This is a genomic window from Stenotrophomonas sp. STEN022 (genome assembly GCF_056760155.1).
Genome location: NZ_JBRREG010000001.1, coordinates 1 through 26,327, shown reverse-complemented (window position 1 = coordinate 26,327; position 26,327 = coordinate 1). Strand labels below are relative to the sequence as shown.

Annotated in this window: 30 protein-coding genes; 5 read left to right on the top strand and 25 right to left on the bottom strand. The window is 61.3% G+C overall.

What is annotated here, in order from left to right:
* Nucleotides 1-218 precede the first annotated feature (218 nt).
* Both ACVOMF_RS00150 and ACVOMF_RS00145 read right to left on the bottom strand, forming a co-directional pair.
* A complete protein-coding gene (locus ACVOMF_RS00150; RefSeq protein WP_481507546.1) occupies nucleotides 219-995 on the bottom strand; it encodes an ankyrin repeat domain-containing protein in 777 nt (258 codons plus the stop codon).
* Nucleotides 992-1,486, bottom strand: a complete 495-nt coding sequence (locus ACVOMF_RS00145) for a hypothetical protein (RefSeq protein WP_481507545.1) — start codon at nucleotides 1,484-1,486, stop codon at nucleotides 992-994. Before ACVOMF_RS00145 ends, ACVOMF_RS00150 begins: the two co-directional genes overlap by 4 nt.
* 184 nt (nucleotides 1,487-1,670) lie before the next feature.
* On the opposite strand from ACVOMF_RS00145, the gene ACVOMF_RS00140 reads away from it, so the two are divergent.
* A complete protein-coding gene (locus tag ACVOMF_RS00140) occupies nucleotides 1,671-2,114 on the top strand; it encodes a hypothetical protein (protein WP_481507544.1) in 444 nt (147 codons plus the stop codon).
* A gap of 25 nt (nucleotides 2,115-2,139) precedes the next feature.
* Nucleotides 2,140-2,712: a hypothetical protein gene (locus ACVOMF_RS00135; protein ID WP_481507543.1), complete on the top strand. Its 573-nt coding sequence runs from the start codon at nucleotides 2,140-2,142 to the stop codon at nucleotides 2,710-2,712.
* Nucleotides 2,713-2,718: 6 nt separating this feature from the next.
* Here the strand turns inward: ACVOMF_RS00135 and ACVOMF_RS00130 are convergent, their stop codons facing one another.
* The gene (locus tag ACVOMF_RS00130; protein ID WP_481507542.1) at nucleotides 2,719-5,655 is read right to left on the bottom strand and encodes a UvrD-helicase domain-containing protein; all 2,937 of its coding nucleotides are present in this window, start codon (nucleotides 5,653-5,655) and stop codon (nucleotides 2,719-2,721) included.
* A 193-nt stretch (nucleotides 5,656-5,848) separates the two neighbouring features.
* Here ACVOMF_RS00130 and ACVOMF_RS00125 point away from each other — a divergent pair, with 193 nt between their 5' ends.
* Both ACVOMF_RS00125 and ACVOMF_RS00120 read left to right on the top strand, forming a co-directional pair.
* Nucleotides 5,849-6,310: a LexA family protein gene (locus tag ACVOMF_RS00125; protein ID WP_481507541.1), complete on the top strand. Its 462-nt coding sequence runs from the start codon at nucleotides 5,849-5,851 to the stop codon at nucleotides 6,308-6,310.
* Between the two features lies 1 nt (nucleotide 6,311).
* Entirely contained in the window at nucleotides 6,312-6,704 is a 393-nt protein-coding gene (locus tag ACVOMF_RS00120) for a hypothetical protein (protein ID WP_481507540.1), read from the top strand.
* Nucleotides 6,705-6,711: 7 nt separating this feature from the next.
* Here the strand turns inward: ACVOMF_RS00120 and ACVOMF_RS00115 are convergent, their stop codons facing one another.
* Nucleotides 6,712-6,960, bottom strand: a complete 249-nt coding sequence (locus ACVOMF_RS00115) for a hypothetical protein (RefSeq protein WP_152905369.1) — start codon at nucleotides 6,958-6,960, stop codon at nucleotides 6,712-6,714.
* Between the two features lie 13 nt (nucleotides 6,961-6,973).
* On the opposite strand from ACVOMF_RS00115, the gene ACVOMF_RS00110 reads away from it, so the two are divergent.
* A complete protein-coding gene (locus ACVOMF_RS00110) occupies nucleotides 6,974-8,236 on the top strand; it encodes a Y-family DNA polymerase (RefSeq protein WP_481507611.1) in 1,263 nt (420 codons plus the stop codon).
* A 21-nt stretch (nucleotides 8,237-8,257) separates the two neighbouring features.
* Here the strand turns inward: ACVOMF_RS00110 and ACVOMF_RS00105 are convergent, their stop codons facing one another.
* From ACVOMF_RS00105 to ACVOMF_RS00005, 21 genes are all read right to left on the bottom strand, one after another.
* A complete protein-coding gene (locus ACVOMF_RS00105) occupies nucleotides 8,258-9,001 on the bottom strand; it encodes a hypothetical protein (protein WP_481507539.1) in 744 nt (247 codons plus the stop codon).
* Nucleotides 9,002-9,036: 35 nt separating this feature from the next.
* A complete protein-coding gene (locus ACVOMF_RS00100) occupies nucleotides 9,037-10,809 on the bottom strand; it encodes an ATP-dependent nuclease (protein WP_481507538.1) in 1,773 nt (590 codons plus the stop codon).
* Nucleotides 10,810-10,837: 28 nt separating this feature from the next.
* Nucleotides 10,838-13,480 carry a DEAD/DEAH box helicase gene (locus tag ACVOMF_RS00095; RefSeq protein ID WP_481507537.1) on the bottom strand — a complete coding sequence of 881 codons (2,643 nt, stop codon included), beginning with the start codon at nucleotides 13,478-13,480 and terminating at the stop codon, nucleotides 10,838-10,840.
* Nucleotides 13,481-13,482: 2 nt separating this feature from the next.
* Nucleotides 13,483-15,012 carry a site-specific DNA-methyltransferase gene (locus ACVOMF_RS00090; protein WP_481507536.1) on the bottom strand — a complete coding sequence of 510 codons (1,530 nt, stop codon included), beginning with the start codon at nucleotides 15,010-15,012 and terminating at the stop codon, nucleotides 13,483-13,485.
* 252 nt (nucleotides 15,013-15,264) lie between these two features.
* Entirely contained in the window at nucleotides 15,265-15,567 is a 303-nt protein-coding gene (locus ACVOMF_RS00085) for a hypothetical protein (RefSeq protein ID WP_481507535.1), read from the bottom strand.
* A gap of 56 nt (nucleotides 15,568-15,623) precedes the next feature.
* The gene (locus ACVOMF_RS00080) at nucleotides 15,624-16,190 is read right to left on the bottom strand and encodes a hypothetical protein (RefSeq protein WP_481507534.1); all 567 of its coding nucleotides are present in this window, start codon (nucleotides 16,188-16,190) and stop codon (nucleotides 15,624-15,626) included.
* Nucleotides 16,187-16,657, bottom strand: a complete 471-nt coding sequence (locus ACVOMF_RS00075) for a hypothetical protein (RefSeq protein WP_481507533.1) — start codon at nucleotides 16,655-16,657, stop codon at nucleotides 16,187-16,189. The genes ACVOMF_RS00080 and ACVOMF_RS00075 overlap by 4 nt, the downstream gene beginning before the upstream one ends.
* 32 nt (nucleotides 16,658-16,689) lie before the next feature.
* Nucleotides 16,690-17,067, bottom strand: coding sequence for a hypothetical protein (locus ACVOMF_RS00070; protein ID WP_448478782.1), 378 nt, complete (start codon nucleotides 17,065-17,067; stop codon nucleotides 16,690-16,692).
* A complete protein-coding gene (locus tag ACVOMF_RS00065; protein ID WP_481507532.1) occupies nucleotides 17,064-17,414 on the bottom strand; it encodes a hypothetical protein in 351 nt (116 codons plus the stop codon). Before ACVOMF_RS00065 ends, ACVOMF_RS00070 begins: the two co-directional genes overlap by 4 nt.
* Nucleotides 17,411-17,602 carry a hypothetical protein gene (locus ACVOMF_RS00060; protein WP_481507531.1) on the bottom strand — a complete coding sequence of 64 codons (192 nt, stop codon included), beginning with the start codon at nucleotides 17,600-17,602 and terminating at the stop codon, nucleotides 17,411-17,413. The genes ACVOMF_RS00065 and ACVOMF_RS00060 overlap by 4 nt, the downstream gene beginning before the upstream one ends.
* Complete coding sequence (locus tag ACVOMF_RS00055; protein WP_481507530.1) at nucleotides 17,602-17,985, bottom strand: hypothetical protein; 384 nt, start codon at nucleotides 17,983-17,985, stop codon at nucleotides 17,602-17,604. The genes ACVOMF_RS00060 and ACVOMF_RS00055 overlap by 1 nt, the downstream gene beginning before the upstream one ends.
* Nucleotides 17,985-18,500 carry a hypothetical protein gene (locus ACVOMF_RS00050; protein ID WP_481507529.1) on the bottom strand — a complete coding sequence of 172 codons (516 nt, stop codon included), beginning with the start codon at nucleotides 18,498-18,500 and terminating at the stop codon, nucleotides 17,985-17,987. The genes ACVOMF_RS00055 and ACVOMF_RS00050 overlap by 1 nt, the downstream gene beginning before the upstream one ends.
* 201 nt (nucleotides 18,501-18,701) lie before the next feature.
* Nucleotides 18,702-19,727: an ArdC family protein gene (locus ACVOMF_RS00045; protein WP_481507528.1), complete on the bottom strand. Its 1,026-nt coding sequence runs from the start codon at nucleotides 19,725-19,727 to the stop codon at nucleotides 18,702-18,704.
* 64 nt (nucleotides 19,728-19,791) lie between these two features.
* A complete protein-coding gene (locus ACVOMF_RS00040) occupies nucleotides 19,792-20,007 on the bottom strand; it encodes a hypothetical protein (protein WP_254573922.1) in 216 nt (71 codons plus the stop codon).
* Nucleotides 20,008-20,048: 41 nt separating this feature from the next.
* The gene (locus ACVOMF_RS00035; RefSeq protein ID WP_481507527.1) at nucleotides 20,049-20,822 is read right to left on the bottom strand and encodes an ankyrin repeat domain-containing protein; all 774 of its coding nucleotides are present in this window, start codon (nucleotides 20,820-20,822) and stop codon (nucleotides 20,049-20,051) included.
* Nucleotides 20,819-21,919 (bottom strand): ankyrin repeat domain-containing protein, encoded by a 1,101-nt coding sequence (locus tag ACVOMF_RS00030; RefSeq protein WP_254573920.1) that lies wholly within the window; start codon nucleotides 21,917-21,919, stop codon nucleotides 20,819-20,821. Before ACVOMF_RS00030 ends, ACVOMF_RS00035 begins: the two co-directional genes overlap by 4 nt.
* A complete protein-coding gene (locus tag ACVOMF_RS00025) occupies nucleotides 21,916-23,598 on the bottom strand; it encodes a DNA primase family protein (RefSeq protein WP_481507526.1) in 1,683 nt (560 codons plus the stop codon). The genes ACVOMF_RS00030 and ACVOMF_RS00025 overlap by 4 nt, the downstream gene beginning before the upstream one ends.
* Before the next feature lie 130 nt (nucleotides 23,599-23,728).
* Entirely contained in the window at nucleotides 23,729-23,914 is a 186-nt protein-coding gene (locus ACVOMF_RS00020) for a hypothetical protein (protein ID WP_481507525.1), read from the bottom strand.
* Between the two features lie 366 nt (nucleotides 23,915-24,280).
* Nucleotides 24,281-25,030 (bottom strand): N-6 DNA methylase, encoded by a 750-nt coding sequence (locus tag ACVOMF_RS00015; RefSeq protein WP_180849840.1) that lies wholly within the window; start codon nucleotides 25,028-25,030, stop codon nucleotides 24,281-24,283.
* Nucleotides 25,020-25,928 carry a DNA methyltransferase family protein gene (locus tag ACVOMF_RS00010; RefSeq protein WP_481507524.1) on the bottom strand — a complete coding sequence of 303 codons (909 nt, stop codon included), beginning with the start codon at nucleotides 25,926-25,928 and terminating at the stop codon, nucleotides 25,020-25,022. Before ACVOMF_RS00010 ends, ACVOMF_RS00015 begins: the two co-directional genes overlap by 11 nt.
* Nucleotides 25,921-26,238, bottom strand: coding sequence for a hypothetical protein (locus ACVOMF_RS00005; RefSeq protein WP_481507523.1), 318 nt, complete (start codon nucleotides 26,236-26,238; stop codon nucleotides 25,921-25,923). The genes ACVOMF_RS00010 and ACVOMF_RS00005 overlap by 8 nt, the downstream gene beginning before the upstream one ends.
* Nucleotides 26,239-26,327 lie beyond the last annotated feature (89 nt).

Below are 26,327 nucleotides of genomic sequence, written 5' to 3'. Positions count from 1 at the left end.
TCGGGACGCCCGGATGGGCGGCAAGCGGTCCTCTCTGGGGCCGGCGACGGGAGAGCGCAGCAGCTGGGGTCGCGCTAGGTAGGCGGTGAGCCATTGGCGCACGGCGTCGCTCTCACCCACCCCAGCGGCCTTGGCATGTGCGAGCAGCGAGGCACGCAGGGTTGCTGGGAGTGGCACCTTCGGAAGCACGGCCGACAGAGGGGGTTTCGGCACCAGGTTCACAGCCTTGCCCTGACCTTCGGCGCAGTTTTCGTGGCATCTGGCAGCGTCTCCTCCAAGCGCTTTTCCTCTTGTTCCGCCTTCCATTGGCGCAAGCGATCCCGCATTTCTGGGCGTTGCCGTTCAAGCCACGCATCAGGGTGCGTCTTCTCCTCTGGAGCAAGCTTTCGCACCCATGCCTCAACATGGGGGTCTGCCCCCGCCTCCAGCAACACCTCGAGCAACTCAACATTGCCCTCAAGGTAAGCCGAAAAGATGGGCACCCAGATACCCTCCTCCTCGGAGAAATCTTGCGCGGAACGCTCGGCATTCGGATCTGCCCCAGCCGCCAACAGCACGCGACAGACGGCCACCCGCCCACATCGTGCAGCCAGGTGAAGCGCGGTCTCTCCGCCTTCCTTCTCCCGAGCATTCACATCGGCGCCTTCAGCAATCAGTTGCTGAAGTTCATTCAGATAGAATCGTTCCCGTTCCTTGTGGCGAAACCGCAACAACCGAAAGATAGGCGGCTCCTTCCACAACCGCTGCCACCGCTTAGTCCTGACACCCACGCGAATTCCGAGGCGCTCCAACACCCTTAGGTAGGGGATCAAGAGGGGGGAAAACGTCGTAAAGAGGAAGAAGTCCACTCGCGCCTTACAGGGGTCGTCATCCAAGCCCTTTCTGGGATCACGAAACGCTTCGATCCACCAATTCACTTGCCCCCAGGGATTGAGATCACGAAGCTCGTCAATCCACCATTTCACCCGTTTCCTGATTCCATTGATTGGTTTCACAACGGCCTCCTTGGGACCCCGGCTCGCCGCTTGTCCGTGACAAGGGGCGGCTTTTCGGGGAGCAGCATGCCGTTGAAGTCGAGGGGAACCCCGATGGGGTTTGCCCCACCAATTGGGAATCCCAGCTCCCGCGTCATGGCGATAGCGCGCTCGATGGCTTGCACATAGGCCCGCCTCCGCCGCCGGCTATCGATTCCCATTTCTGCCTGGATGGCCACGAGCATCGGCAACGGAATGCGAAGCTCAAAGGCGATCTGCCCGTTGCTGGTGTCGGGAAGCCCCGATTGGGTTTCGATCACCCGCAAGGCGTGGCAACCCAGGTTAAGGCTTCTCGCATGCCCCGTGGGGGTGCGCCAAGTCACGGCAATCGCGGCGTTCTTTCGCTCGGGGTAGACGGTCACGGTGTAGAGCTCGGCGTTTCGGGTGGGTGGACGATTCGACCGCTTCAGCGTTTTTCCTCCCGCCCCATCAATGGTTTTCGTGATCCCCATCCCCGCCTCCCCCCATGGAATACATTTGTATCCCTTCAAACCCATGCAAGCAGATAAGATCCATCTGTCCAGTGGTCTTTCCCGACTAAAGCGAAAAACTGCTGGGCTTGCCCGACAGTTTTTCAAACTCCTGCCCCCTTGCGCGTTTCCACTGCCGCGGTAAACCAAGGGGAAAGGAGGACGCATGACCAACACCGACTTGCTCGCTGCAATCCAGCAGCGCAACCCCGCCCAGGTGGCTGCGGCGATCGGGCGCGGGGCCCAACCCAACGCGCACGACGCCCGTGGCTACACGCCGTTTCACGTCGCCCTGCTCACCGCCGACGCACCGACCGTTAGGGCGTTGCTGGACAGTGGGGCTGATCCGCTGGTGATCACCCAATTGGCCAAGGGCCGGAACATGGGCGCGAAAACCCTGGTGGCGTATCGGCACGGCCGGGCGCACGCGCACCCACCGGGCAGCCGGGAGCGGGACGCGGAGTTCGCCGTGTGCGAGGCGCTGGACCGCGTGCTGGACGAGCGCGGCGCGCCCGCCACCCTGGACGACACCCATTGGTGGATGAAAGGGGTGGAGGACGCGGCGGACCTGGCCGCCCGGCAGGGGCGTCCGTGGAAGGCAGCGGGGTAGTAGGAGGCTGGACTATCATGCGTCCATGCCCGTATCACCCAACAATGCCTATCGGCTGTTGAAAGCTTTCGGAATGCTTGAGTTCCAGCTCAAGCGAACCGGCGATTTCTTTCAGATAAAGACTCCCAAGCCACCAATCTGGAAAAAGCTCAAGATCGGCTCACTGGAGATCGATGTGCGCCGCAGCGCGTCATCACCACCTGCTCCCGTTCACATGGTAGACGTGGACTGGAACAAGGTGGATCAAGCGGTGGCACGTATGGGGCAAACTTTCGTCGCCCTCGTTCCCATGCCCGCGCAGAGAATGCTGCTTGCACCACCACGCAATCGGCCAAAAAGGGAGCGAATTGAGTTCGACCAGGCAGGCCGACCACGAGCCGCCTACCAGCCCGTCAACCTGCCCCATAACGAAGCCGAAGCCTTGGTCGTTGCCATGCGCCGTGTGCGCAACAACCTCTTCCACGGGGGCAAGGAAGACCCGCTGGAGGAAACGTATTTCGGAGAAGACAACGATTGGGCCGTGGCCGCCGCAGATGTCGCGGATGCTCTGTTGGAACTTCTCGACCGCCAGCTGCTCCGACCCGTTCAGGCCCCCTGACCAGCTTCAATCTTCCTTGTTCGGTGGGCAACGCGGAAACCGACTGCAGGAGTGGAACACCTCCTTGGTTGCACGATTGACGCGCTCCACCAGCACGCCTTTCCTGCACACCGGGCAGGCTTCTGGCGGCGCCCCCTCCACCTGCGTGATCTCCACACCGTGGTTTGCTTGGAGCTCCACCAGGAATTGAGAGGGTTGGTGTTGAGTGGTGTAGATCACCACGGACCTCTTCGCACGGGTCAGGGCCACGTAGAAGAGCCGGCGCTCTTCGCCGAAGGCAAACGTCTCCGGCTCGGGCATCGCCAGTTGAAGAATGGGATCGTCCTGCACCTGGCTGGGAAATCCCAGGGTGTCCTGAACCACGTTGAGCAACGCCACGAAATCGGCTTCCAGTCCCTTGGCCCGATGAACCGTCAGGAATCGGACCTCGATCTTGTCGCCGAATCGCTGCCTCCAGGCTTCCAGCTCCCTGGGCCTGTCGTTGCGGTAGCGGCCCAGGATGAGCATGGACCGCAGCGGTTTCCCCTCCGTGGCCTCCGGTAGCTTGTCGTAGAGCGCCTGGATGTTGGCCTTCAACCGTCCGGGGATGTCCTCGACCGTCGGCAGCGCGACCACGCTCACCCGGGGCCCCTTCAATGGGTTGCTGGTGAAGACCTTCTTGGCCAACTGCATCGGGTTCTTCGACACGAACTCCGATGTGAGATCACACAACGACTGAGGGCACCGGAACGTCTGGGAAAGGTGCCGAACGGCCGCATGGGGATGGGCCTTCTGAAACCCCGACATGATTGCTAGATCGGCGCCGGCAAACCGATAGATGCTCTGCCAGTCATCGCCCACCGCCGTGAACTGCGCACCACTGGCGTCAACGATTGCCTGGAGCAGACGCATCCGCGCGCGGGATGTGTCCTGGAACTCGTCCGCCAAGACCATCTTGACGCTGCAAGGAAAGCGGCCAGCGATGATGTGGTCGGCGGACTGGTTGAGCATGTCGTCGAAGTCCACCAGACCCTCTGCTGCCAACCGGTCTTCCCAGCGCTGGGCAACGGCCTCGTAGAGATCGAGGAACAACTCCATGCGCGGAACGAAGGCGCCCGGCAATGTGTCGATGCGCTCACGGGCCTGCTCGACCGTCTGCCGCGAGCCCTTCATGTGCTGCTGGAACACGCGCATGACTTTCGCGATGGCTTGCGGTGACACCGGGTCATTGTCCGGAGGGACGCGATCAGGGTCGAACACCAGGTCGATGCCCCTTGACTGGAACAGGTCCTTGAGCGCGGCCAGCGCGGCCCCGGTGCGCAGGCCGTGGGCGGTGGTCTCGAACAGCCTGGTGCCCTGCTCGCGGTGGAGTTTGCGCTTCCAATGCACGCCCTCCAAGTATTCCTTGAAGGCTGGAGGCGCCTCGCCCTTGGCGTTGAGCGCGAAGTGTTCGTGGAAGACGTCGATGTCGGGGTAGTAGAAGTCCGGGCGGTATTGCCGCTTGGTGGAGGTGCGGGTGTCGTGGGGATACGGCTCTTCGTAACGGTAGTTCACACCGTGGAGGAACAGCCAATCCGCGATGAGGCGCTCGGACTTGCTCTTGACGATCTCCCCGCGCAGCGTGCGAAAGCCCCGCTTGCGCTGGCTATCTGGGTCGTAGTCCTCGGGCTCCTCGCGCGCGTCCCACCGCCCCACGTCCTTGAAGTAGAGCAATCGGAAGAGATCCCACTGCGCCGCGAACGTCGGATTCTCGGCACAAAGTTCATCGACCAAGTGGCCGATGAAAGCCTCGTCCTTGCCATTGCTCAACCAAGGCGCCGGGGTAGGCATTTTCCCCGTCGCCGCACCGATGACTTCCAGTCCGAACGCATGGAAGGTCTTGGCGGCGATGCGATCAGCCCCATCGAGGTGGCCCAAGCGTTTGGCGATGCGCTGACGCAACTCCTCGGCCGCGTCGGCGTTGAAAGCCAACAGAAGAATATCCTCCGGTGCGCAGAGCCCCTCCTCCAGCGCGTAGCCGGCCTTGGCCACGATGGTGGAGGACTTGCCCGAGCCGGCGGCGGCCACGACCAGCAGCTCGTCGTCCATGCAGACCACTGCCTTGGCCTGCTCCTCGGTCAGGGGGTTGGACTCCACCCGCTCGAAGAACGAGCGCTTGGCCTCCATCTGGTGTGCCTCAAAAGCGGCGTTGTGCGCGTCCACCAACCGGACCAGCCAGGCCTCTGCCGTAGGGTGGTAGGACGGTGGCGTGGCATCGATCCACTGCACGCCTTGGAGCACCGGAGGAGCATCGTCGGCCAGGCGCGCTCGCCGGCGGCGACGGCCAATCCAGCCCTGCTCGCCTACCCACGCGTTCTGCCGCTGCGCCCAAGCTGCCAAGGCCTTGGTGAACACGGCACGGCGGCGGCGCTCGTCCACGCCCTCTAAGTAAGCCTCGGGGGTTTGGTCGAGCGTCGGGTAGAAGCTGTTTTTCTTCTTGCGCTCCTTAGCCAATGCCGGGTGATCGAGCAGCGCTCCCCAAGTGGGCAAGCCAATCGCCGCTGGCGAAGGGATGGTCGCCTTAAGTTGCTCCAGCAAGGCCGGATCCACCTCATTCACCGCTTCCAACCGCTGATCCACCTGCCGCTGCCAAGGGTCCAGGATCTTGATGGCGCGGGATCCGTAGTGAGCCAGGCTGCCGGTCACTTCCTCCCGCACGAACTGCTGGAGCTCCTCGGCCTTGTCCTCCCCCAGACCTTCCCCGACCACCCAACCGGTTCCGATGATGTGGAAGTGGCACTCGAGCGTCGTGGAGAAGTTGTGCCGCGGCTTGCACTCCAGCGAGTGTATGAGGATCAAGGGGCCTTTCACGACGCGCCGGCCACGATCGAGGGACAGCTCGAACGCGTCCCCGTCTGAGTTGAAGATCCAGCCGCTCCCGCTGAACAACCAGCTCCGCAGCCGCGATGGCTTCCAAGTTGGCATCCCCTCTCCCTTTCCCGCGCGTGGAACCGGCCCCGCGCACCGTCCCATCGGTTTCACGGCCCCGCCCACCCTCGCAGTGACAAGGGGTTGGGCCCGTTCAGCGAAATACTAAATGACGAGGGTCTGGAAGCGGGGCTAGCCTGTCTCCCCGGTGCGTCTCACCGGGTGATTCTGACTTGTAGAGACTACCGCCATGCTCGACACCACGCTTCCGCCCGGTTACCTGGGCGCCGCCAACCTCCACGCGACTCCCCTGCCGCTGCTCCTGCTGCCGGTGCGGGTCACGTGCGGTTTTCCCTCGCCTGCTGAAGACTTCTACGGCTCGCAGGACGTGCTGGACCTCAACCAGCGCGTGGTGCGAAACCCAGTGGCCACGTTCTACGTCGAAGCGGACACGGGCACGTCGATGGTCGACTTCGGGATCTTCCCAGGTGACACCTTGGTAGTAGATCGCTCCATCACCGCAAGGCCTGGCGACATTGTCATGGTGAACTGGGAAGGCGGCTTCACGGTGAAGCAGCTGCGCCTGCGCGCCGGGCGCTACGAGCTCCATTCGGGCAACCCTGCCAACGCCCCCATCGTCGTCCCGGAGGACGTGGAGCTCGACGTGTGGGGCGTGGTGACCTGGTCTTTCCGCAAGCAATGGAGGCGCTGACATGGACGATGCAAGCCGCTGGAGCAAGCTCAAACCGATGGAGGGCCCGCGCTGGCCCATCCGGTGTGGCCATGTCTTCACCGCCGAGGATGTGGTGCGCCTGCGCGAGGGCCTCTGGCCGCGCGACATGGACGACCGGTGGGCGGTGCATTTGGACGGGGAAACACTGCGCTGCTGGCGCTCGAGGACCGGCACGTGCATTTACGAAAGCCAGGTGACCCTGGCCGAGGACGGCACCGGCGTGGCGGGTGTGTTAGACGTGCTAGACAACGACGGGGAAACCTACCGGCGGGCCGCCACCGACGAAGGCGAGCTGGAACGGTTCGAGGGAGCTATGTCCCAGGTGCGGCGGACTCACCTTGGGTCCGCCGAGCTTGGATGGGCGCCAGTCTAGCCAGCAGTTACATGATGGGACGTTTGCTGGAACGTTTGCTGGCAGGTGCCGCCTTCAGCTCGCCAGCCACTTCTCGTTGCAGCGCTTTCCGGTCCCTCCTTGCCTTGCGATACCTGTTCCGTTGGTCCTCGGCTTCCTGCTTAGCTTTTTGTTGCTCAAGGCAGTTCTTCAACCGTTCTGCCCGATGGTTTTTTACCCACGGATCGTTCTGATGTTCGATCAACCACTCGCAAGATTCCATGTCGAAGTTCGTCACGCCACACACTCCTATGTTCGGCCTCGTTGACGGAAACAATTTCTACGCCAGTTGCGAGCGGGTTTTCAACCCGTCCTTGCGGCGCCAACCGGTGTGCATCTTGTCTAACAACGACGGATGCGCGATCGCCCGCAGCCAGGAGTGCAAGGACCTGGGCGTGAAGATGGGCCAGCCCATCCACGAGGTGCCGCCCCACATCCGCCGCCAACTGCGAATCTTCTCGGCAAACTTCGGGCTCTACGGCGACCTGTCCGGCAGGGTGGTGTCGGTGCTGCGGGAGTGGTTCCCACGGGTGGAGGTCTACTCCATCGACGAATCGTTCGTGACCTTCGACGGGGTTCCGTCGGAGCAGCGCGAGGCGATGGCCCGCCAGGTCCGCGCCCAGATCCTCCAGTGGGTGGGCATCCCGTGTTGCGTGGGCATCGGTCCTACGAAAACCTTGGCCAAGCTCGCCAACAAGCTCGCCAAAAAGACCCCGCACGGGGTGGTCACCGCCCTGCCCGGTTCGCCCGAGCTGGAAAGCTATCCGGTGGAAGACGTGTGGGGCGTGGGGCGCAAGCTCACGGCCAAGCTGGGCGCCGAAGGCATCCTCACCGCGGCGGACCTGGCCAGAGCCGATCCCGACACCCTGCGCGCTCGCTACGGGGTGACCTTGGCGCGCACCCAACGGGAACTCCACGGCGTGGTATGCAACGACCTGGAGGAAGTGGAACCGGAGCGGCAGCAGATCGTCGTGTCGCGCTCTTTCGGCCAAGAAGTAACGTCGCTGGAGGACCTCCAGCAAGCCGTGTCCACGTTCGCCCAGCGGGCGTGCGAGAAGCTGCGCTCGCGCTCGCTGCAGGCCAGTGGGGTGTGGGTGTGGCTCAACACCAACCCCTTCAAGCCCGGCGCGGCGCAGTATCACCCCAGCAAGGCGTTCAACTTCATCGGCCCCACGAGTGACACGCGCGAAGTGCTGCTGGTGGCCCAAGGGTTGGCCAAGGCCATGTGGAAGAACGGCTACCGCTACAAGAAAGCCGGCGTCGGGTTGCTCGACCTCACGCACGGCGACGTCCATCAGGGCGACCTGTTCGCCGGCATCGACCCCCGCTCGCAAGCCCTCATGAAGGTCATGGATCAGGCCAACGCGAAGTTCGGCCGGGGCACGATGGGCATGGCGTCGTCGGCGTGGCGATCGAAGGGGCCGGCGCTGGCCAAGCCGGTGTGGGCGATGAACCAGAAAAACTTGTCGCCGGCTTACACCACCCGGTGGGATCAGCTGGTGAAAGCGCGCTGACGCGACAGCGTGGACGAAGATCTAGGAACTGGCGGGGGATGCCTGCTGGGACGCGAGGTCCTTGTTCCAAGCCTTCTCAAACTCGTCTGGAACGTCTAGCACCGCCTCCTCATCGAAAGTCACGGTCGATGGCAACTCACGCCAGAAGAGTTCGATGGACGCAGCGAACTGCTCGACCTGGTCGTCAGTCACTTCCAGGAAGGTGTCGTCGATGAAGCTCCAACCGTGAGCACTTGCTCGCAGGAATTCAGGGTAGCGCTGGCGGAGCTCATCCAACGACCTCCCCTCTCCGTGCTTGAATACGTTGACCACCAAACGCATAGCGTCAATGCGGGGATAAGAGACCAACCCAGTCAGATCCAACCCTACCGCGCCGAGCAGTTTCTCCAGCTTCGCACTGTCGAGCTTCCAGAGTGCACGACGGGTGTGATCACCGATCACCAACCGTGGCCATCTAAATTCCCGGACCAGGAAGCGCCGAAAAGTCTTGTCCCAGTGGTGATACATGCCGGCCACGACGCTCAGGCGCGTCCGGTCATGCATGTCGCTCAGCAATTGGTAGAGTTCCACGCCGTGGTCGCGAGCGGCCTCTGCAAGGTCCCCTGGATCGTCCCACTCCGGATCAAATGACTGGCCACTGCGCTCCCAGTGCTCGGCTTCCGCTTGCTCGGCCTCTGCCTCTATGTTGGCAAACTGGGACAGCAACCGACTCTTCGCCTGCTCAACGTAGAACCGATGCTCGGAAATACGGAGCTCGCGCTCCAAGTCCGTCAGCTGATACGCATTCCACTTTCGGCCACTCACGCAGGTTGGACCTCAACGGGAACGGCCCCCATCCATTCGATCAAGGAACGAATGCCTTCAGCATCCGCGCAGATATCTTCCAGCGGCTCGCTCTCCAGACGGACCTGTAAAGTTAGCCAAGCGTGCTCTGATTTCTCCGACAGGCCGAGATGGGGCTCGATGGCTCCCGCGCTCCAAAGCCAGACGTTCTGATCGCGCAATTTCCTGACCAGTTCCGCAATGTGGGGCTTTGCCTCGTCCATCGCAGCCAGCAACTCGAAAGCCTTGGCCGCAGACCCTTGGACACCCTTGCACGGCAAACCGCCGTCAAGGGATACCAGACCATCCTCGGCCATTTGGGAAAAGATGGACTTGCACGCAGCGATGTTGGGATCGTCCCCCTGCAAGAAACCATGTTTCGTAGCATGACGAAATGCGAAGTCGAGATCGACGACGGCGCACGATGGCAGGCCAATGGCGGACAGGACTTCCATGGACTTCTTAGTGTCAGCTACTCCCGTCATCGCAACAATCGCGAGAGAGGACTGCCCCATGGTCTTTCCGGCGACGGCCTGGAAGATGGACGGCAGCAGACGAAGTTCCGTTTTCCCTTCTGTCAGCACAACTTTGTCGGCAAACAAGATCTGGGACGAGTTCGTCAGACTGAAGAGCTGGTGTAGCTGGTGAGTTGGATTCTCCACCAGTTGTTCCACGACCGATTGCATGCGCGGGCGTGCTTTGGTGCCGTCGGGATGAACCTTGGTCATCAACAAAGCGTTCTTTGCATCCTTGGCCAAAATCATCTGGGCAGAATGGGTTGAGAAGACCACTTGGTAACCGGCATCGGACAACGCGCGCAGGGCTTCGCGCACCTGCTCAACCGCGAAGGGGTGCATGAACAACTCCGGCTCATCTACCAAGAGCAACGTCACGCCGCCCGCAGCGGCTTCGCCGCGCTTCAAGTCTGCCAGATGCCGGACCATGGCCATCTGGATGGCGCGCTGCGCCCCATGGCCGTAGGAGCCGAAGGAACGCCCTTGACCGTCGCCCTCGTAAACCTTGACCGTTCCTGCCTTGATGAGGTCATTGAAAACAGGCGCCGGGAAATCGAGCTTGATGCGAATGCCGGGGAACAGGTCAGAGATCTTGCGGTTGATCGACTCGTCGATTCGGCCAAGCTCTTCGAAACGCTGCCCGCCTTCGGCAGAAATCATCCCCAAGATAGCGGCCAGGTGAGGGGTCAAAGCCTGCTCGTGGTGCTCCTGGATAGCCGCCAACATGGAGGCCAACAGCTTGCCAATCGTGGTGGTTGTCTTGGCCTTGCTGGCGTCCTCTTCAGCGTTCTCCATCGCCCCGATGCGGATAGGGTCAGGGAACAGTTCAGAAATGGCGTTGTCGATCCCCGTGGGATTGGGGACCCATTCGTTGGTGTCCGGATCCAAAACGGTCAACGTCACCTCACCGCCCGGCACTTCTTGCACACGCCGAACATGGAGAACGCCATCGCGCACATGAGGCTCGATCTTTTTTCGGTGCTTGGCTTCAAGGACGTCCAGGTCAGCTTCGGTGATGCCGACCAGCGTTCCCATGACCTGGACCGGCTGGGCCAGGTCATGGAAATCCTCGACACCCAGCTTTACCTTGCGAATCAACCACTGGAGAGCGGTGAGGCAATTGCTCTTCCCGCAGTTGTTCAAACCAACCAACGGAGTGAAATGGGTCAGCTGCAAGTTGGCAGCTACACAAGACCGAAAATTCCTGATGTCCAAATCCGAAATGTAGACAGCCATTCCTTTGCCTCCACTTGTGGCCCGCAACCTATTTGTTAATTGCCGCCTTCAGCTGCTCCGTGACGCTGTTGCCCTTCTCATCTTTCAGCTGGGCCATGAGGTAGATCCCCTTGCCGTTGCTCTTGCTCGCCCAGAGGTCGCCCACCATCCGCTTTTCCTTCTCCGTGTCGGAAGAGTAACGGTCCCCGCCTTTGTATTCGACGACCAGTAGGCGTCCGTCCTTGAGCCGGGCGACGAAGTCCGGGTAAGTGCGCTGTTTGGCCGTGGGCATCCAGAACTGGCTGCGATCCACCAGGTTGCGCACCCAGAACTCCACCTCATCCAGCTGGTCGATGGCTTGGGCGCAGAGGAATTCTTCGCCCACCTTGCCGCCAGCGGTCTTCCACTGTAGGTCACCCACGAAGGGGTAGTAGTGCTTGCGGAACCGGTAGGTGCCGCCCTGGTAATAGGAGTGCGCCGGATACAGCGTCATGTCCGCAGGGTAGGTGAACATCGCGTCCGGCTCATCGCTGACCACAACGTCGGTTTCCGGTCCAAACAAGGCCTGTTGAAAGCCGTCCTTCAGCGCCTCGGCCTTGGCCAGTTGGAGCTGCTCACTCAGCTTGCGCCGGAGGACGAACTGCCCATTGAGAAGCTGGGACAGCGAGAAGCCCCGGTCCTGAGAGAGGCCGCTGATGGCCCGGCGCACCCATTCCCGAAGCACCGGCTGCTTCACGGCCGGGTCGCGGATCTTCTGGTCCAACCACCCCACCAGGTCTGCCTCAGTCCTGTCCTTGGCAAAGCCCGGCAGGTAGGTGTTCACGTCGTCGTCGATCTTGGTGTAGGTGACCTTCTCGTCGATCAGATCAACTTCGAAGGTCTGGCTGTCGGCGTTGAACTTGAGGCTGGACAAGTCCGGCGGGTAAGCCAGCAGATCCCAAGTAAACCCGGGCGGCACCGCGCCACTTTCGATGAACTCGAGCTCACCCTGCTCCATGACGCAGAGCCGGGGCACGCTGAAAACAGCCCCATTCTGGCTTGGAGCCTTGACGGCCTTGGAAGCGATCTGGTGACGCTCGATGGTGGCCGCGGCGTCCTCCCGCTCCTTGGCGGGCACGGCCAGGGTGATCGCCTCCACCGTGGAATCGTCCACCTCCCCCGTGATCTCGACCGTGCCACCCTTGCCATCCTCGTTGGGCACGAACACCACGTTGCCCTGGTCGCGCTCTGGCACGTTGGTCAGGTCCGGTGGCTTGCTGACCGCCAGGGTGGTCTTGGGCGGCGTGGGCACCGGATTGGCCCCGCCCTGCAGCTCCAAGCCTGGCCCCGGCGTTGGTTCACGTTGCACGGCCCCCACGGCTTCCAGCGGATTGAAACCGATGTCGATGAGCGACTTGGTCAGCTCGGCCGCGGCCAGGTTGAAATGGGTGGTGGTGACATGGGCATAGGCCTTGTTCATGGCCTCTTGCTTGCGCCGGGTGGCATAGGGCATGCGCAGCACGCGGCCCAGCAGCTGCTGGATGTCCTTGTCGCTCTTGACCTGGGCCACCGAGCAGAAGACGTAGGCGAACGAACAGTCCCAGCCCTCCTTGAGGGCCTGCTTGGTGATGATGACCTCGATGGGGCAATCCTTGGCAAAGAGGTCAACGCCATCGATTTCCCGCTGGTCTCCGGTGGCGATGGCGATGGCCTTTTCCGGCACCTTCTCGTTGTCGATGAGGTGGCGTTTGACCTCCTCCACCGTCGCGGTGCCCTTGGCGTTCTCGGCCTGGATCAACAGGATGGGGCGGATGTAGTCCGGTTCATTGAGCGCGGTCTTGCCCAGCTCGTTGCGGCGGGCCACGGCACTGCCCACCGCCACCTCCCACTGTCCCACGTGCTCCTTGAGCACGACGGGGAACTTGATCATGTTGGCCACCTTCAGCTCGAAGGCGCTGACACTGACCAGCACGTTGCTCTTGGTGGCTTCTGGAGTGGCGGTCAATTCCACCACCACCTTCGCACCTAAGCGTTGGTAAACCTCATAGGACAGCGGCGTGTTGGCGTTGTGCGCCTCGTCGGTGATGACCAACGGCCCGTGGAGTTTGAGAAGGTTGGCGAACGAGGCGATGGCCTTGCCCGCTGCGTTCTGCTCCAGATAAGGCAGATCGGACACGCTTCCCGCGAAATGTGCCTCCAAGTCCTCGTGGTGCTCGTAGACTTTGCGGCCGTCCTGGTTCTCCACGCGAAGGGCTGCCATCGTGGAAATCACCACGCACACCTTCGTGCCCAAGTCGGCAGGCCGGATGTGAGTGAAGTCTTCGACGTCAAACACTGCCACCTTGCCACCGAAGGCCTCATCCAACTCCTGACGGTAGGGGTGGCGGGGATTCTTGAACGCTTCCAGCGTCTGGGTTTTGATCTGGGTGGTGGGCACCATCCACATGACCAGCGGATACGTGCGCTCCAGGTAAGCATCCCCTGCCGCTTGAATAATGTGAGCCCCCATCACGGTCTTGCCACCGCCCGTGGGGATGCGCAGGCACACATAGGGTGTGGCTTCCATGCCCGGCATGGACTTGTAGGTCGTGACCAGGCCCGGATCCACGTTCTTCTCAAAAGCAGATGCAGGACCGGTCAGCCGTGCGTCTTCCAGGAACTGGGCCAGGCTGGCCAGGGCCCGCTGCTGATACACCTTCAGGGAGAGAGCCATCGTCAACGCGCCTTGATGTCGTAGGGGGTCTGCTTGAACGTGATCTGGAGCTCTTCCAGCCGCTCCTTCGGCAAGTCGCAGGACTCACCGTAAATCACCTTGGGTCCTTCGAACGGCTCCAGCCCTCGCAACACCCTCTTGGTCAGCACGTTGCCGCCAGCCTTGCTTTCATCGCCCAGGATCCCGTTGAACAGCAGGTAATAGCCCACCCCATGATGCTCGCCCAAAAAGGGTTTCTTTGGTGCGCGTGTGGATCGCGCGGTGCCGGTCTCGGCGAACCAAACGTGCGCCGCTAGATGTTCGAAGCGGATGCCCTCCCGGATATGCCCACCCTCATCAAACACAGGCACTCCCAGTTTGTAGAAGCGGAAGCCACCACCGCCCTTCCACTCCACGGCTTCAGAAATCCCGCCTTGCTCCCCATCAACCACTTTCGACATACGCGACTGACAATGGCTGCGCGCATGTTCGCCCATTTCAACACCGATCCAACGTCGCCCCATCTTATGGGCTACGGCAGATGTGGTTCCAGAGCCCAGAAAACTATCGAGAACCAGATCCCCCGGATTCGTTGCGATGTCCAACACTCTCTTTATCAAGCGCTCCGGCTTGGGCGTTCCGAAAAACGCGGAAGGCCCGAAGAGTTTCTTGGACTCAAGCATGGCCTCTTGGGTATGCCCTGCATCGTCGTAATGCCAGAGACTCCTAGGGATCACCGGCTTGGCTTGATCTGCAAAGCGCTTGATGCGAGGGCTGCGCGACGAACCGTCTTTCCCCCAGTAGATCAGCTTATTTGTCGCCATTTCGGCATAGGTGTCTGGACTGGCGCGCCAAGTCAGGCCATCTGGCGGCCACACCTCTTGGCCCTGCGGGCCAGTGATCATGAAATACAAGTTTGGGCGCTCATCCTTGGTCTTGTTGCCAGTCAGGGTCACCGAATTCCAAGGGCCGCGAGGGTCGTTATCAGGATTCTTGAAGACGGCATTGTTCTTTTCTGTTCTTGCCAACCGATTGACCGAAAGCTTGTCTTTATTCTTTGCATAGACCAAGAGGTGATCGTTGTCATTGCTGAAATGCTTGGCGTCGTTGGCAGGAGATATCTTTCGGTGCCACGTTATATCCGCCATGAAGTTCTTCCGTTGGAACACCTCGTCCGCAATGACCTTGAAGTAGTGTGCTTCGTTGTCATCCAGCGTGATCCATATGGACCCCTCCTCGGCCAGAAGCTCCTTCAGTAGCTCCAGGCGTGGATACATCAACGACAACCACTGAGAGTGTTCGATGTTGTCATCGTAGTGCTCACTGACCGCCGACTTAGTGTTGTAGGGCGGATCGATGAAGATGCACTTCACCTGCCCCGCGTAGTAAGGAAGCAGCGCCTTGAGCGCATCGAGGTTGTCCCCCTCGATGAGCATGTTGGGGGAGTCCTCCTCCCCGTAGGAAAGCTTGGCGACCGGCTCCAGTAGCCGGTAGGGAGCCAGGGCGGCGCGCGTCAGGTCAGCGTCGCGATTGAACCAAGAAAGCAGTGGCATCCAGTGATCCCCTAAGACAGGCCCCAAGTATCGTTCAGCTCAATGATACGGGGCCAGTTTCGCAGGCTATGAGACGGCCCAACCCTTTGTTATCCAAGGGTTGGCTGATCACTGGCAGGTGAGCTGCACCACCGTTTGCGCAGACCCTAGGTCCGGAGGCAGCTGGGCGTTGCAGACCCCCGTCACCTCGACCACCTGCCCAGGTTCCGGGTGCAGTAGATAGAGCGCCCCTTCGAAACCCACCAAGGTGGTCTAGCGGGCGGTCTGGGCGATGACCTCGGGTGGGATGGCGGTGCCGGTCAGGGTGTAGGCGCGGGCCGTTTCGGTGAGGACCGGGAAGGCCACGTGCATGCCGGTCAGGCGGCCGGGCATCGCGGTCTTTTCGGTCTCGCCCACTTGGGTCCCCAAGGGCAACGCCTTGTCGTCGATGCGCACGGTGGTGGGCACCAAGGCCGCCACGTCGCCGGTCACCAAGCGGCCCTTGGCGTCGGTCTGGCCCACCACCCGGCCGCCCACCCTGACGGGCACGTTGGGCTGGCCCGGCACGTCCACCACGGCAAAACCCTGGGGGGCCGGTTGGCAAGGGGTTCAAAGAAACTGCGAAGCAAGGTTCAGAAACGCTGGCGAGGTTTGGGTGTTTCAAGGTTGACGGGCGCTGCATCGAGCTTAGCGGCCAGGGCGACCCTATGGGCTGCCATAGACTGCTCGGCCATTTCCTTCAGAACGATGGCAAACGCATCTGTCTTAGTGTTAGTCATGCACCCCAGATCGAGTCCGGCATCGTCAGGCAACTGTCGCAACACTCGGACTGCAGGCTCCACTACGCCATCCCTATGACTTCTAGGGGTAGGCTGAATCCAATCTACTATCCATTGCTCGCATTCGGACCTCACTCGTTGACTCAATCCGCGTCCAACCTGAGGGTCCATCAAGGCCGACCAAACGTCATTCATGGTGGGAGCTGCATCTATGTCGCAGAGCACATCATGCAATGACGGACTGACCACTTTCATTGAATGTAGAGCACCTTTAAGCTGAATGCTTCGTTCGATCAACTTATCGCGCCCATCCGCGATTTCTCGAAGCCGCTCATCCAGCGCCTTCTGAAGGGATGGGCTGTAGAGGGCTTGATCATGGCGTGCGTTCCACCAGGAAGCAGTGCGACGAATGAGGCTCATGGAAAACTCCCTGGAAATTTATCGGCATCGTCCGCCACCGCTTCCCATAACGCTTCATAGGCCGCTCGGACTTCAGGCCCCAGGCGGACCATGTCCGCCGTCATGGCGGCGAGACGGCGCTGGACACGCCCCCGTGCAAGCATGTCCTGGGGCAAGTCGCCGGATTCGGCCAGGACATGGCAGTCGGATTTGATGGTGTGAACCGGGGCGTGCAACCGCTCGGCAAGGGACTGGACTGACTCCCCCGCGAGCACGCCCTTCTGGACCTCCAAGCGGCGGGCCTTGGTCATCGCCCTCACCCGTTCGGTGCCTGATACAGGGGTGAGCCCCAGCGCCTTCAGGTCGGCATGAATGGTGGTGTCCGTGAAGCTGTAGCCCAGTTCCATGGCGAGCGCTTGCGATGCTTCGATGGCCGTCATCCCGGAACGGAAAACCTTGGCCAACGTCTGGCGTCGCAGTGCACGCATGTCATTCCGAGCCACACGGTAAGCAGACAAGCTCATACGTCCACCACCTCTGTCTGCGAGCAAAGCTCGCGCTCCCGCTGGGTGACCGGGTTCCAAGCGCGGTGCTCGTCCAGGTAGCGCTGGAGGCCAAGATCACCAACGCCCCCATCGCTGCTCACCAAAGGCAATGGCCGGTCATGTAGGCCATCCCGCTGCTGAGCGTAGGCCACCTGCTCGGGCTCGCCGTAGGCCAGTCGGTGGGCGTCCAGCACGCTGTCGATGGCGTCCACGTCCCGCCGGTTGACCAGCGATACGTCGTAGAGGGCCTGGAGCAACGCGTCGCGCTGCCCGTCGGCCTCGAACAGGAAATCGCGTGGATCGCGCAGGTCGACCGGGTCGGGGCGGAGATGGCCGTGGGAGGTGGTGCTCACGACTCAAATCCTCTGAAGGAGGAGAAGCCGCTCACAAAGAAAATACTGCAAACCGATAGGACGATTGCAACCGAGGTGACGACAACAGCATCTCCGAGAACAAGAGCGCCGTAGAATATTCGCCATCCACCATAGATCAACGCCGAAATTCCAACCGCCGTAACCAGAATCGAGGTGGCGAACAATATCCACGTCCAGCTCGATGCCTTGAAATGCGTCGGAACCTGCTTTGAAAAAGCAAGTCGACCAAACGCAAGCGTTATAGCCACACCTCGACCCGCCTGTTTGGATGCCCAGAAGAATGCGACACTCATCAGGATGAAAAGAGCTGGGCCTAGAATAATCATGCGAATGCCCAACCCAGAACCCATGCGATCACACCGGCAGGTGCACCAACAGCAACCCCCGTCCAGAAACTATGCTTCAGCTCTTCCCGGTGTCGCTCATGAAGCCCTTGGATGGCAGAGAGAACAACTTCATGCCGTCGCTTTTGCGACGCTAATTCGACTTCCAGTTCATCAACGTTGGTGTCCATCAGTTCGCCTCACTTCGACCACGGCCAACTAAGGGCCGAAGGATGCCGGCCGACATGCCCGGCGACGAAGGAGCATCCGGCACGTAAGGACCAGGACGGGTAGGCGATAAGGGGACGACCTTCAACTTCAATGGCAAGTCGCTCTTGCCGGGGGCGGTAACCGTCCGCCGGAAAAGACGTTGCCACCAGACCGTCGCCGGCTCGGAACCGACGTGAACACCCCACCCCTTGCTCTTTCGCAGGCGTTCAATCTGATTCACCGCTTCGGGCGAAAGACCGGCATAGCCGTTCTCGTCCATCACGACCTTGCCCGGCGACTGCTTGAAGGATTCAAGCGTCATGGGAAGTGTGCCCCGCTTGGGGCGAAATGGTGACCAGGTCATCAGCGAGCTCCCATGCCACTGGTGAAACCGGTTGGCGTAGTGCCACAAGCGGTGAGGCAATCACTGTCCGGCAATGACTGCCGCGCTAACGGCTGACAATCGTCAGCACAGGCAGGAGCGTCTACATCCTGACCAATAGCCATGCCGTAGCACCCCGTGGCGTCGCAGGCGGAGTTCCGGTCAGCGGGAACAGGCACCACCCGCGTCTTGCTTCCCTTCCCCACCAGGAACACCCGATCACCCTCTCGCACGTCCACGTCGGCGTCCTGGACGATCGCAATGACACGCTGCCGCTTGTCGCTCAGGTCGCGCACGTAGATCTCGATGGCTCGGCGGCCAGACAGACCGTTCTGGATGGCCGTGCCGGCCACCCCACCGATGACGCCCCCGGCCACGCGGGCGGCATTGCGGTAGTCGCCGTCCACCTTGCGGGCTGCGCCGTAGCCCACCGCGGCCCCGATGGCCGAACCGGCGTTGACCTTCTTGTCGCTCTTGAGCTGGACGGGGCGAACCATCAGGACTTCCCCCAGTCGCGCGTCCTGGACGGACAAGCCTTCGGAGGTGCCGTAGCGGCGAGCGGAGGTGTTGTCGGCAGCAAAGGCCGTGGGGGCAACGAGGGCCAGAGCAAGGGCAAGAACGATGGGCTTCAAGAGACACCTCCATTTCGTGAGTAGGTATCCCTATGCATAACTCGAAATGGAGAACCCGCAAGGGGATCAGGCCACCATCACATGTTCTCGCTGCTTGGTCTTCGCACGCCCTTTGGCGCGAACCTTTTCGTCGTTAGGTTTCTCAAGCTCCTGCCGGTTGGCCGCCACCGAGGTCTGTTCCCGCTCCACCTTCGCCAGGGGCTCGTGCACGAGCTCGGGCACCTTCAAGAACTCCACCACCCGCTCGGCAGCCGCAGCGGCGCGGAAGATTTCGCGCGGGTCGGCGCGCAGGATCTTGATCCACGACTTCACGTAGGCTGCGTGCTGGGTGGGGTCGTGGCCAATGCCCAGGCGCTCGCCCATCAGCATGCTGCTCACCTCCGCCACCAGCTCTTCCTTGGCGTAATCCTCGCTGCCGAAGCCGCCCTTCATTGGGCGGTTCAATCGGGTTGGGAAGCCGGTCCAGTGGGCCAGTTCGTGGAGGGCGGTGGCGTAGTAGCCGCTGGCCGAGTGGAAGGTGTTGCGCTCGGGCATGTGGATGCTGTCGGTCATCGGGCGGTAGAACGCCTGGTTGCCCCCGTCGTGGTGGATCTCGGCCCCGCTGTCCCGGATGACCTTCTCACACGCCTGGTGGATCTCCGGTTCGGGCCGCGGTGCCGCCAGCACCAGGTCTGGCAACCCGTCGATCTGCGAGGCGTTGAACACCCGGGGGAAGAACACCTTGGGGTGGGCCTTGGTGATGAGCTCGGGATCGCCGCTCTTCTTCGCCTCCTCGACCGGTGACCAGTCCCAATACTCGATGACGCTGGCCTTCTCACCCTTGCGAACCTGGGCGCCCACGGCCGCGGCTTGCTTGTAGGTCATCCACCGGTTGTCCTTCACATCCCATGCGGTCTGAAGGGCCCAGAGGTGAAGCAAGTTGCCGCCCTTGTAGGTCTTGCCAGTCGTGGGGTTCATCGGCAGCCCGAGGTCCATGCGCGCGTCCCACGGCTGGACGAAGGGGCCGGTGCCCTCTTCCATTTGACGGATCAGGCGTTCGGCGACGTCGCGGGAGTGGCGCTGGAGGAAGCTTTCAGAAGTGGAATCGGACACGACAGGGCTCTCCTGGGAAAGGAAAGGCACCCTGTCGGCGGCGCCGGATTGGTGAATGGATACGTCAGGCGTGGATGGTCACTGCGCTGCCTTGCTCTAGGGCGTTTACCAGCAGCGCCAACGCCCGGTCGATGGTCAATCGGGCGTCAGGGTCGCCGTCGTCGTCCTGAAGTTGGAAGCTGATGCCGGCGGGGGTCTTCAGGACCACGAAACGGGGGGAAGCCGTCAGGGCGTCCTGGCGATCGAGGGCGGTTTCGTGGAGGGCGTCGGAAGGGTCCATGGCTTCAGCATGCGACGGCGTCGGGATTTGGCAAGCCCCGGTCACAAACGCATCCTTGAGCCAGGCGATGCTTGGCGCAGCTGCCTTTCCAAGCGCTTGTGTCGCTCACCCGCGCGCATTTCGTAAGCTCGATGAATCAGCATGCCAGGTGGAATGCCTAACCATTTCATCACGGCGCACGCGCCTTCGGTCAGTTCATACCCCTCCTTGAACAGAAAGGCCGCGATGTCTAACCCTCGACAACCCTCCAGCATGCGCACCGCACTGACGATGGGTGAATCGCTTGTGCTCCTGGGGGATCGATGGGCAACAAGCAACTTGGCCATCTCTAACGTGCCCGCATAATTCAGTGGGACAAAGCTGCTGACCAGATGAGGCTCGTCACATTTGACTCCTGCGATGATCCGAGTCTCCTTAGTCAATTCTTCCGCACCAACATCACTTCCATACGCTAACAGCAGTTGTGCGCATCCAAGGTGGTCGGGAGCGTTTGGCGTTGCATATCGCCTTCCCGCTTCCGCGGCCAGGTGCAGCGCAGTCGTTCCGGCGACTTGCCTCAGAAACCCTGTCTGCTGCCTCTGCGCACCTACAAATGTGGAATGTTCGATGCGAGCATTAACATCGGCGCCCGCGCCGATCAAGGCCTTCAAAGTCTCTTTGGACCCATAGAGCGCGGCGAGGCATAACGGGGTTCGACCTTCCTCATCCGGCCTTTCAATGTCGGCGCCAGCCTCCAACAGGGCAAGCACCATGTCCGGGCGGTTCAAACGTGCGGCCTCGTGAAGAGACATCTCAAACCTGTCACGCGATCTCATAGGCGCATCCGTTGGCGGGGTGCTTCTTGGACGGCGACTGGCTGCGCCTTGACGTCATTGCGGGCGCTCCATAACGCCCCGCCGATGACCATGCATGGAGCACTTGGGCTGCTGCCATGGGCTACGGCGGGCGAGGCCTGATTCAACGTTTCTTCCAGGCGCCTGTGCCGTTCCTCCGAGCGCATCTCATGAGCCCGGTGGTCGAGCGCACCTGGCTCCATCCCCACTTTCGCCATGACCTTCCGATCGTGATCGTTGGGCCGGTAGCCCTGGTTCAACAGGAAGGCCGCGATGTCCATGCCTTGCTGCCCCTTCACAACGCCCACGGCACTGGCAAACGGGGATGGGTTGCCTTCCAGGGGTGACCCGTGGGCCACGAGGAGCTTGGCCATGTCCTGGGTGGTGGCCGCGTTGAGCGGCAGCAGTGAAAAGGAAGATTCAACCTCATCCCCAGTTGGCAGCACGTTCTTCAACGTCGCCCTCACCCGTTCTTTCGCCCCGATGTCCGCCCCAGCGGCCAGCAACGCTTCTGCACACCCCAAGTGATCGGGCCGGTTGGGCGATGAGCAGTTGGCCCCAGCTTGCGCGGCGGCATGCAGAGCCGTGGCGTTGCTGAACGTCGTTTCCCGCACGACCTGGGCGTCGTAGATTAGCTTCCGGGTCACGGTGTCCCACTGCGTGTAGCCGATGCGGGCGTGGACGTCCGCCCCTGCGGCAATGAGCGCTTCCAACGCATCCTTGGACCCGTAGAGCGCGGCTTGATAGAGCGGCGTTCGTCCTTCGTATCCTGGGCGTTCGAGACTTGCCCCCGCGTTGACCAGAGACATCACTGCTTGGGGTTGGTTGAACCGAGCGGCTTCGTGGAGCGGGGTGTTGTTCGTTTTGTCGACGGCGTCCACCTGCGCCCCCTGCCCGATCAACCATTCGCACACCTCGGGATGTCCGCCTTGGGCGGCTTCGTGCAGCGGGGTGAACCGGTCCTTGTCGGCATGGTTCACGTCGGCACCAAGGGCATGGAGCCGCTGGCACTCGGCGAGGTTGCCGGCCAGGGCGGCTTCGGCAAAGCGAGATTGGAGATCGTCGGATGAGGTGCTCATACAGGCATTTCCAGATCGGCCAAGTCCCTCAACGGCTTGATCCCAGCAATCCGAATCTCTGCCACACGTGGCTTCTTGCCCCCATGGGAGATTTGGTAGATGCCGGCCTCGGGAAACTTCTCGCGAACGCGCTTCCAGAAGTCTTCCGCGTTGACGGGCTTCTTACCCAGTTCCTCCAACACGTATTGGCGGTAATCGGCATAGATGGCGGTCTTGTCGGTGCAAACACCGCTGTCGTAGGTTGCCTCGCGGTCCGCCATGTAGGCCATGGTCGTGTCCGACTCCATTCGGTTCTGCTCGGCCAGTGCGACCACGGCATCGGGCAGCTTCTCGGAGAACCCGCCTCGCTCCATGAGGCGCAGCGCTCCTTCCAGCACCCAGTCCAACACCTGGGCCATCTCCTCCTCGCTTTCGGTGATCTGCAGGTGGAAATCAGGCTCGCGCTTCTTTCCACTTCCACCGTTCGCACTCTCGTGGGTCTTCTCCCCCATTCGAACGTTGAAGGGGATGGCCAGGACCTTTCTCCAGAACCCGTGCTCGTGCCCTGACACCGTGAACCAGGAGTTGACGCTGGCAAACAGGGTGCCGATCGGCAGCGTGGTGTAAGCATCCTTGCGCTTGGCCTCCACTTGGATGGGGTCACGCGAAATGAGCGCCTTCAGCACTTCCTGGATGGATGCGGCAAGGACCTTGGGCGTCTCCGTGACGATGTAGGCGCTCTTGCCCACCAAAGGGGCCATGGCAAAAGTTCCGTCCAGCTTCTCCAGGCGCAGCGACACGTTGCGAGGGTGAAGGGCGCGCAGGATGTGGAGGAACGTGGACTTTCCATTGCTGCCCGACCCGACCAGGAAGAAGGCCTTTTCAAAGCAGATCGACATCAACGAGCTGGCCACCGCTTCCTGTAAGAGCGCGCACACCTCCAGATCGGGCTGGAAGAGATCCAGGTATTGACCGAACTTCGAATGGGGGTCCAACGGCTTGGGGATGTAATACCCCTCTCCATCCACCTGGTCCAGCCGCAGCTTGGCCGGCACTTGGTAAGTGATGCCATGTTCCTTGCTCGGCGCCAGCACCCGGATACGCGTCCTAGAGGGCGCCACGTCTTCCGGAAACAGGATGGCCTGCCGCAGCCCCAAGCTCTGTCCGTAGGTGGGTGAGAAGACGTCTTGATCGATGACTTCTTCACCATCAGCCGCAGCTGGAGCACGGCTCGGTTCGTCCGGCTTGACGATCTCAAGGTAGCCCCCTTTGAGGGGAACGATGGCCCGGCGATCGGACTTCTTGGGCAGCCAGCATTGCCGATCACCCATCAACTCCAGCACGGCGGTGTTGATGCAGCTGGTGGCGTGACCGGCGTTCGCCTTGTCCTTGCGCTCCAATCGGAGCCAGGAAAGCGCCTTGGCGGCCATGTCCTTCTCAGAACACCGGTCCCAATAGCCCTGCTCAGGCAGCCATCGAAAGAAGCTGCAATCGTCATCGCCATCTGGCAGCTTGCCGCCGATCGCATACTCCTCCGTCGCTTTCAGATGGTCGGCGAAATCAGCCTCAAACGCTTGATCGCTCAAGGTTGCTTTGGGCGCTGGTGCGCCAAACGCGGCCTTGGGAGCCGCATTTCCTCGAAAGGAGAGGACATTGTTGGGGCGCCCATTGACACCCGAGGTTGTCGTTGTATCGTTCATGTGTGTGTTGTCCGTTTTAGAACCCCGGTTGGCGCCGGGGTTTTTTATTGATTACGCGGCTTGCTGGACGCGACTCATCCATTCCACCAGCGCTTGGCGCATGGCTTCCGATGGAGTCTTGCCCTGGGCATCAGCCGCCGCTTGTAGCCGCTGCTTGAACGCTCGGCTTACCCGAGCCTTCAACAATTCGTCTCGCGGTTGAGTCGCCTTCTTCGATCTCGGGATGTTCGTCATTGCTCGTTTCCTGGATGATGTGGCCTTGTTGTGGCCACAACTCCATCCAAACAGAGCTCACGAACTTGTCCATACCGATCATTTGACTAAAACCAATTTCTGCTTCCTCAACAGCATTTTCTGCAAATGCGTGAGGTAGTTCGCACTTTTGGACCAAGGTGTAACAGGTGCTTGTTACACCCCTTGTTACCGCTGGAACCCTTGTCAGATAAGGCTTGTCACGGGTGTAACAGGTGTAACAAGTGGATCCATCAGTTTGAAAAACTCATGAGTCATTCAAGCCCACACTTCCTATGCACTGGAAAGTAATACCCACCTACCCGTTACACCCGTTACAAGCACTGACACGACTGCAAAGCCATTGAATCAACGGGAGATTCCTCCGTAACAAGCACCTGGGACGGGTGTAACGGGTGCTTGTTACGGCGGGGCGGGAGGCCACACTTGACTAAACAACCATCACCGCCTTTTGCTCCAACAACTCCTCTACCGTTCCCTTCCACCGGTTGGTGATGTAACCCAGCTTCAGTGGGCCAGCCAAGGTGTTTCCTACCCAGAGCTCGACGTGCTTGAGCGGGACGCCATGCAGCACTTGGGCTGCCTGCAGCTGCAAGGCCGTCATCGCCACGCAGAACGGATCCAGGTCCACGGCGCTCACCTCGATCGTGTCGCTGGGAAAGCCTTCCATTCGCGAGCGAACAGCGCCCAACAGCAACCCACCGGCACCGCATGCCGGCTCGTGAATCCTGAAGCAGCGAGGGTTGGCCGGGTGACGGATGAAATGATCCTGAGCGATACCAGCGGTCAGTTCCACCAAATCCGTTGGCGTAAAGAACTGACCAATGCCTTCCCCGCCTTTGGTGGCCAACAACTCGGCATGCACCCAAACCAGCAAGTCTTCGAACGGGCGGCACTCGCCCACCAGGTCCGTATAGGCCTTGATGGCATGAGCCAACGGCTCGACCGGAGGGCTGTGTTCCTGCAACGTGGCGAAGCCGAGCGCCCGGCCGCTAAAGCATGCGCCCAGCTTGTCGATCGCCATCATGTTGCCCGCGTGGATGAGACTCACCAAGGTGTGCTGAACGAACAGCTCCATGGCCTCGCGGGCATTCCACGGACGGTTCGGTCGCGTGGGAATTCCACGGATTGCTTTGACCAGACCACTGGCCAGACCAGGGGACATTTCCTTATGCGTCATGGGGGTTCTCCTTGAAAGTGGTCGACTCAGTCGTCCAATGGGCGATCACCGTGCCAAACACCGGTTTCGGTTTCAGGTATTCCGTGATCGTGTCCTTGCACTCCACGTTGACCAGGCCAATCGGCTGTTCCCACACCAGCTGATTCATCAGCAACTGGAGGGCCGTCGTTGCGGCGCAAAGCGGGTCCCGATCATTGGCCATGACCACAAGGTTCTTCAGTGCGTCAGGACGGTTATGGCCATTCCGAAGATGGCCTTGGATCTGAGCCAACAGCAGCGTTCCAGAACCACACGCGGGATCCATCACCGTGACCGGCGCCACCATGGCGTCGCCCGTCAACGTCCTGCCCTCGGGGAGAAGTCGCGGAATTGCACTGGCCATGTCCCAGGGCGTGAAGTGCTGACAATCCGATTTTTGGCCCGCCCCCACTACGACGTTGAACACCTCTCCCAGCAGGCACTCAAAGGGCGCTGCATGCTGCATGGCAGTCACGTAGGCATCGGTCACCTGTCCGTGCCAATCGGCCTGCCCTTCCTTCACGGGCCCCAACAGATCCATGTCCACCCACGGCATCACGGGCAATCCCAAGTTGGCCTGGAACTTCTCAAGCTGCCGATGGACAGCCACTTTCAGCGCGTAATTCACAAACAAAGTCATTCGCTCGCGGTTGTTGCTGGCGGGAATGGCTCGGATGGCCTTCACCAAGCGCTTGTTCGCAGCTCCCTTGCGGTGGGCGACCTTCTGTTCCCACTCCTTGGCGTAATCCCTCGGACACGTGTGCATCGGAAGATTTCCGGGCACCTGACGCCAGCCCTTGGTATGCGAGTTGTTGACGCGAGCCTCCATGCTTCCAAGCCACTGCAAGACGCGCAGAGCGCCTTCGGTCTGATTACTCATCGTTGGCACTCCCCTGGTTGGCGTTGGCCACCTTCGTCACCCGCTGGATCGCAAAGAACTTCCCACGCAGCACACCGTCTTCCTGCGCCCTCTTGAGGTTGCGGGCAGCCCGCTGGCCGTAAGCCACGAACACCGACCCGGTCGGCGCGGCAGTTCCAGTGGTTCCGTCCGGACGCACGAACTTCAGTCGTCCGCGGGTGAGGAGGATGGCGGTGGTGTTGGGATGGTTGAGCACGAAGTCGTGCATCCAAGCCGGGTCCATGTGGGCCGGCACCAGCGCGATACCACCTCCGGGGTGGGTGGGCCCCATTGGCCACCCCCTTGGCATAGCCCAACCGCGGGGGCGGGGGAAGGCCCACACGGACCGCCGGCGCCCCCCCCGCGCCCCCGCCCGCGAGG

Coding starts and splice junctions, on each gene's coding strand:
- ACVOMF_RS00095 (WP_481507537.1), bottom strand. CDS start 13,480: ATGGCTCTCTCCCTGAAGGTGTATCAGCAGCGGGCCCTGGCCAGCCTG.
- ACVOMF_RS00020 (WP_481507525.1), bottom strand. CDS start 23,914: ATGATCGGTATGGACAAGTTCGTGAGCTCTGTTTGGATGGAGTTGTGG.
- ACVOMF_RS00110 (WP_481507611.1), top strand. CDS start 6,974: ATGTTCGGCCTCGTTGACGGAAACAATTTCTACGCCAGTTGCGAGCGG.
- ACVOMF_RS00120 (WP_481507540.1), top strand. CDS start 6,312: ATGGACGATGCAAGCCGCTGGAGCAAGCTCAAACCGATGGAGGGCCCG.
- ACVOMF_RS00075 (WP_481507533.1), bottom strand. CDS start 16,657: ATGCGTGCACTGCGACGCCAGACGTTGGCCAAGGTTTTCCGTTCCGGG.
- ACVOMF_RS00035 (WP_481507527.1), bottom strand. CDS start 20,822: ATGAGATCGCGTGACAGGTTTGAGATGTCTCTTCACGAGGCCGCACGT.
- ACVOMF_RS00010 (WP_481507524.1), bottom strand. CDS start 25,928: ATGAGTAATCAGACCGAAGGCGCTCTGCGCGTCTTGCAGTGGCTTGGA.
- ACVOMF_RS00145 (WP_481507545.1), bottom strand. CDS start 1,486: ATGGGGATCACGAAAACCATTGATGGGGCGGGAGGAAAAACGCTGAAG.
- ACVOMF_RS00080 (WP_481507534.1), bottom strand. CDS start 16,190: ATGAGCCTCATTCGTCGCACTGCTTCCTGGTGGAACGCACGCCATGAT.
- ACVOMF_RS00005 (WP_481507523.1), bottom strand. CDS start 26,238: ATGGGGCCCACCCACCCCGGAGGTGGTATCGCGCTGGTGCCGGCCCAC.
- ACVOMF_RS00065 (WP_481507532.1), bottom strand. CDS start 17,414: ATGATTATTCTAGGCCCAGCTCTTTTCATCCTGATGAGTGTCGCATTC.
- ACVOMF_RS00015 (WP_180849840.1), bottom strand. CDS start 25,030: ATGACGCATAAGGAAATGTCCCCTGGTCTGGCCAGTGGTCTGGTCAAA.
- ACVOMF_RS00090 (WP_481507536.1), bottom strand. CDS start 15,012: ATGCCACTGCTTTCTTGGTTCAATCGCGACGCTGACCTGACGCGCGCC.
- ACVOMF_RS00130 (WP_481507542.1), bottom strand. CDS start 5,655: ATGCCAACTTGGAAGCCATCGCGGCTGCGGAGCTGGTTGTTCAGCGGG.
- ACVOMF_RS00135 (WP_481507543.1), top strand. CDS start 2,140: ATGCCCGTATCACCCAACAATGCCTATCGGCTGTTGAAAGCTTTCGGA.
- ACVOMF_RS00050 (WP_481507529.1), bottom strand. CDS start 18,500: ATGGTTCGCCCCGTCCAGCTCAAGAGCGACAAGAAGGTCAACGCCGGT.
- ACVOMF_RS00100 (WP_481507538.1), bottom strand. CDS start 10,809: ATGGCTGTCTACATTTCGGATTTGGACATCAGGAATTTTCGGTCTTGT.
- ACVOMF_RS00060 (WP_481507531.1), bottom strand. CDS start 17,602: ATGGACACCAACGTTGATGAACTGGAAGTCGAATTAGCGTCGCAAAAG.
- ACVOMF_RS00030 (WP_254573920.1), bottom strand. CDS start 21,919: ATGAGCACCTCATCCGACGATCTCCAATCTCGCTTTGCCGAAGCCGCC.
- ACVOMF_RS00025 (WP_481507526.1), bottom strand. CDS start 23,598: ATGAACGATACAACGACAACCTCGGGTGTCAATGGGCGCCCCAACAAT.
- ACVOMF_RS00140 (WP_481507544.1), top strand. CDS start 1,671: ATGACCAACACCGACTTGCTCGCTGCAATCCAGCAGCGCAACCCCGCC.
- ACVOMF_RS00125 (WP_481507541.1), top strand. CDS start 5,849: ATGCTCGACACCACGCTTCCGCCCGGTTACCTGGGCGCCGCCAACCTC.
- ACVOMF_RS00040 (WP_254573922.1), bottom strand. CDS start 20,007: ATGGACCCTTCCGACGCCCTCCACGAAACCGCCCTCGATCGCCAGGAC.
- ACVOMF_RS00055 (WP_481507530.1), bottom strand. CDS start 17,985: ATGACCTGGTCACCATTTCGCCCCAAGCGGGGCACACTTCCCATGACG.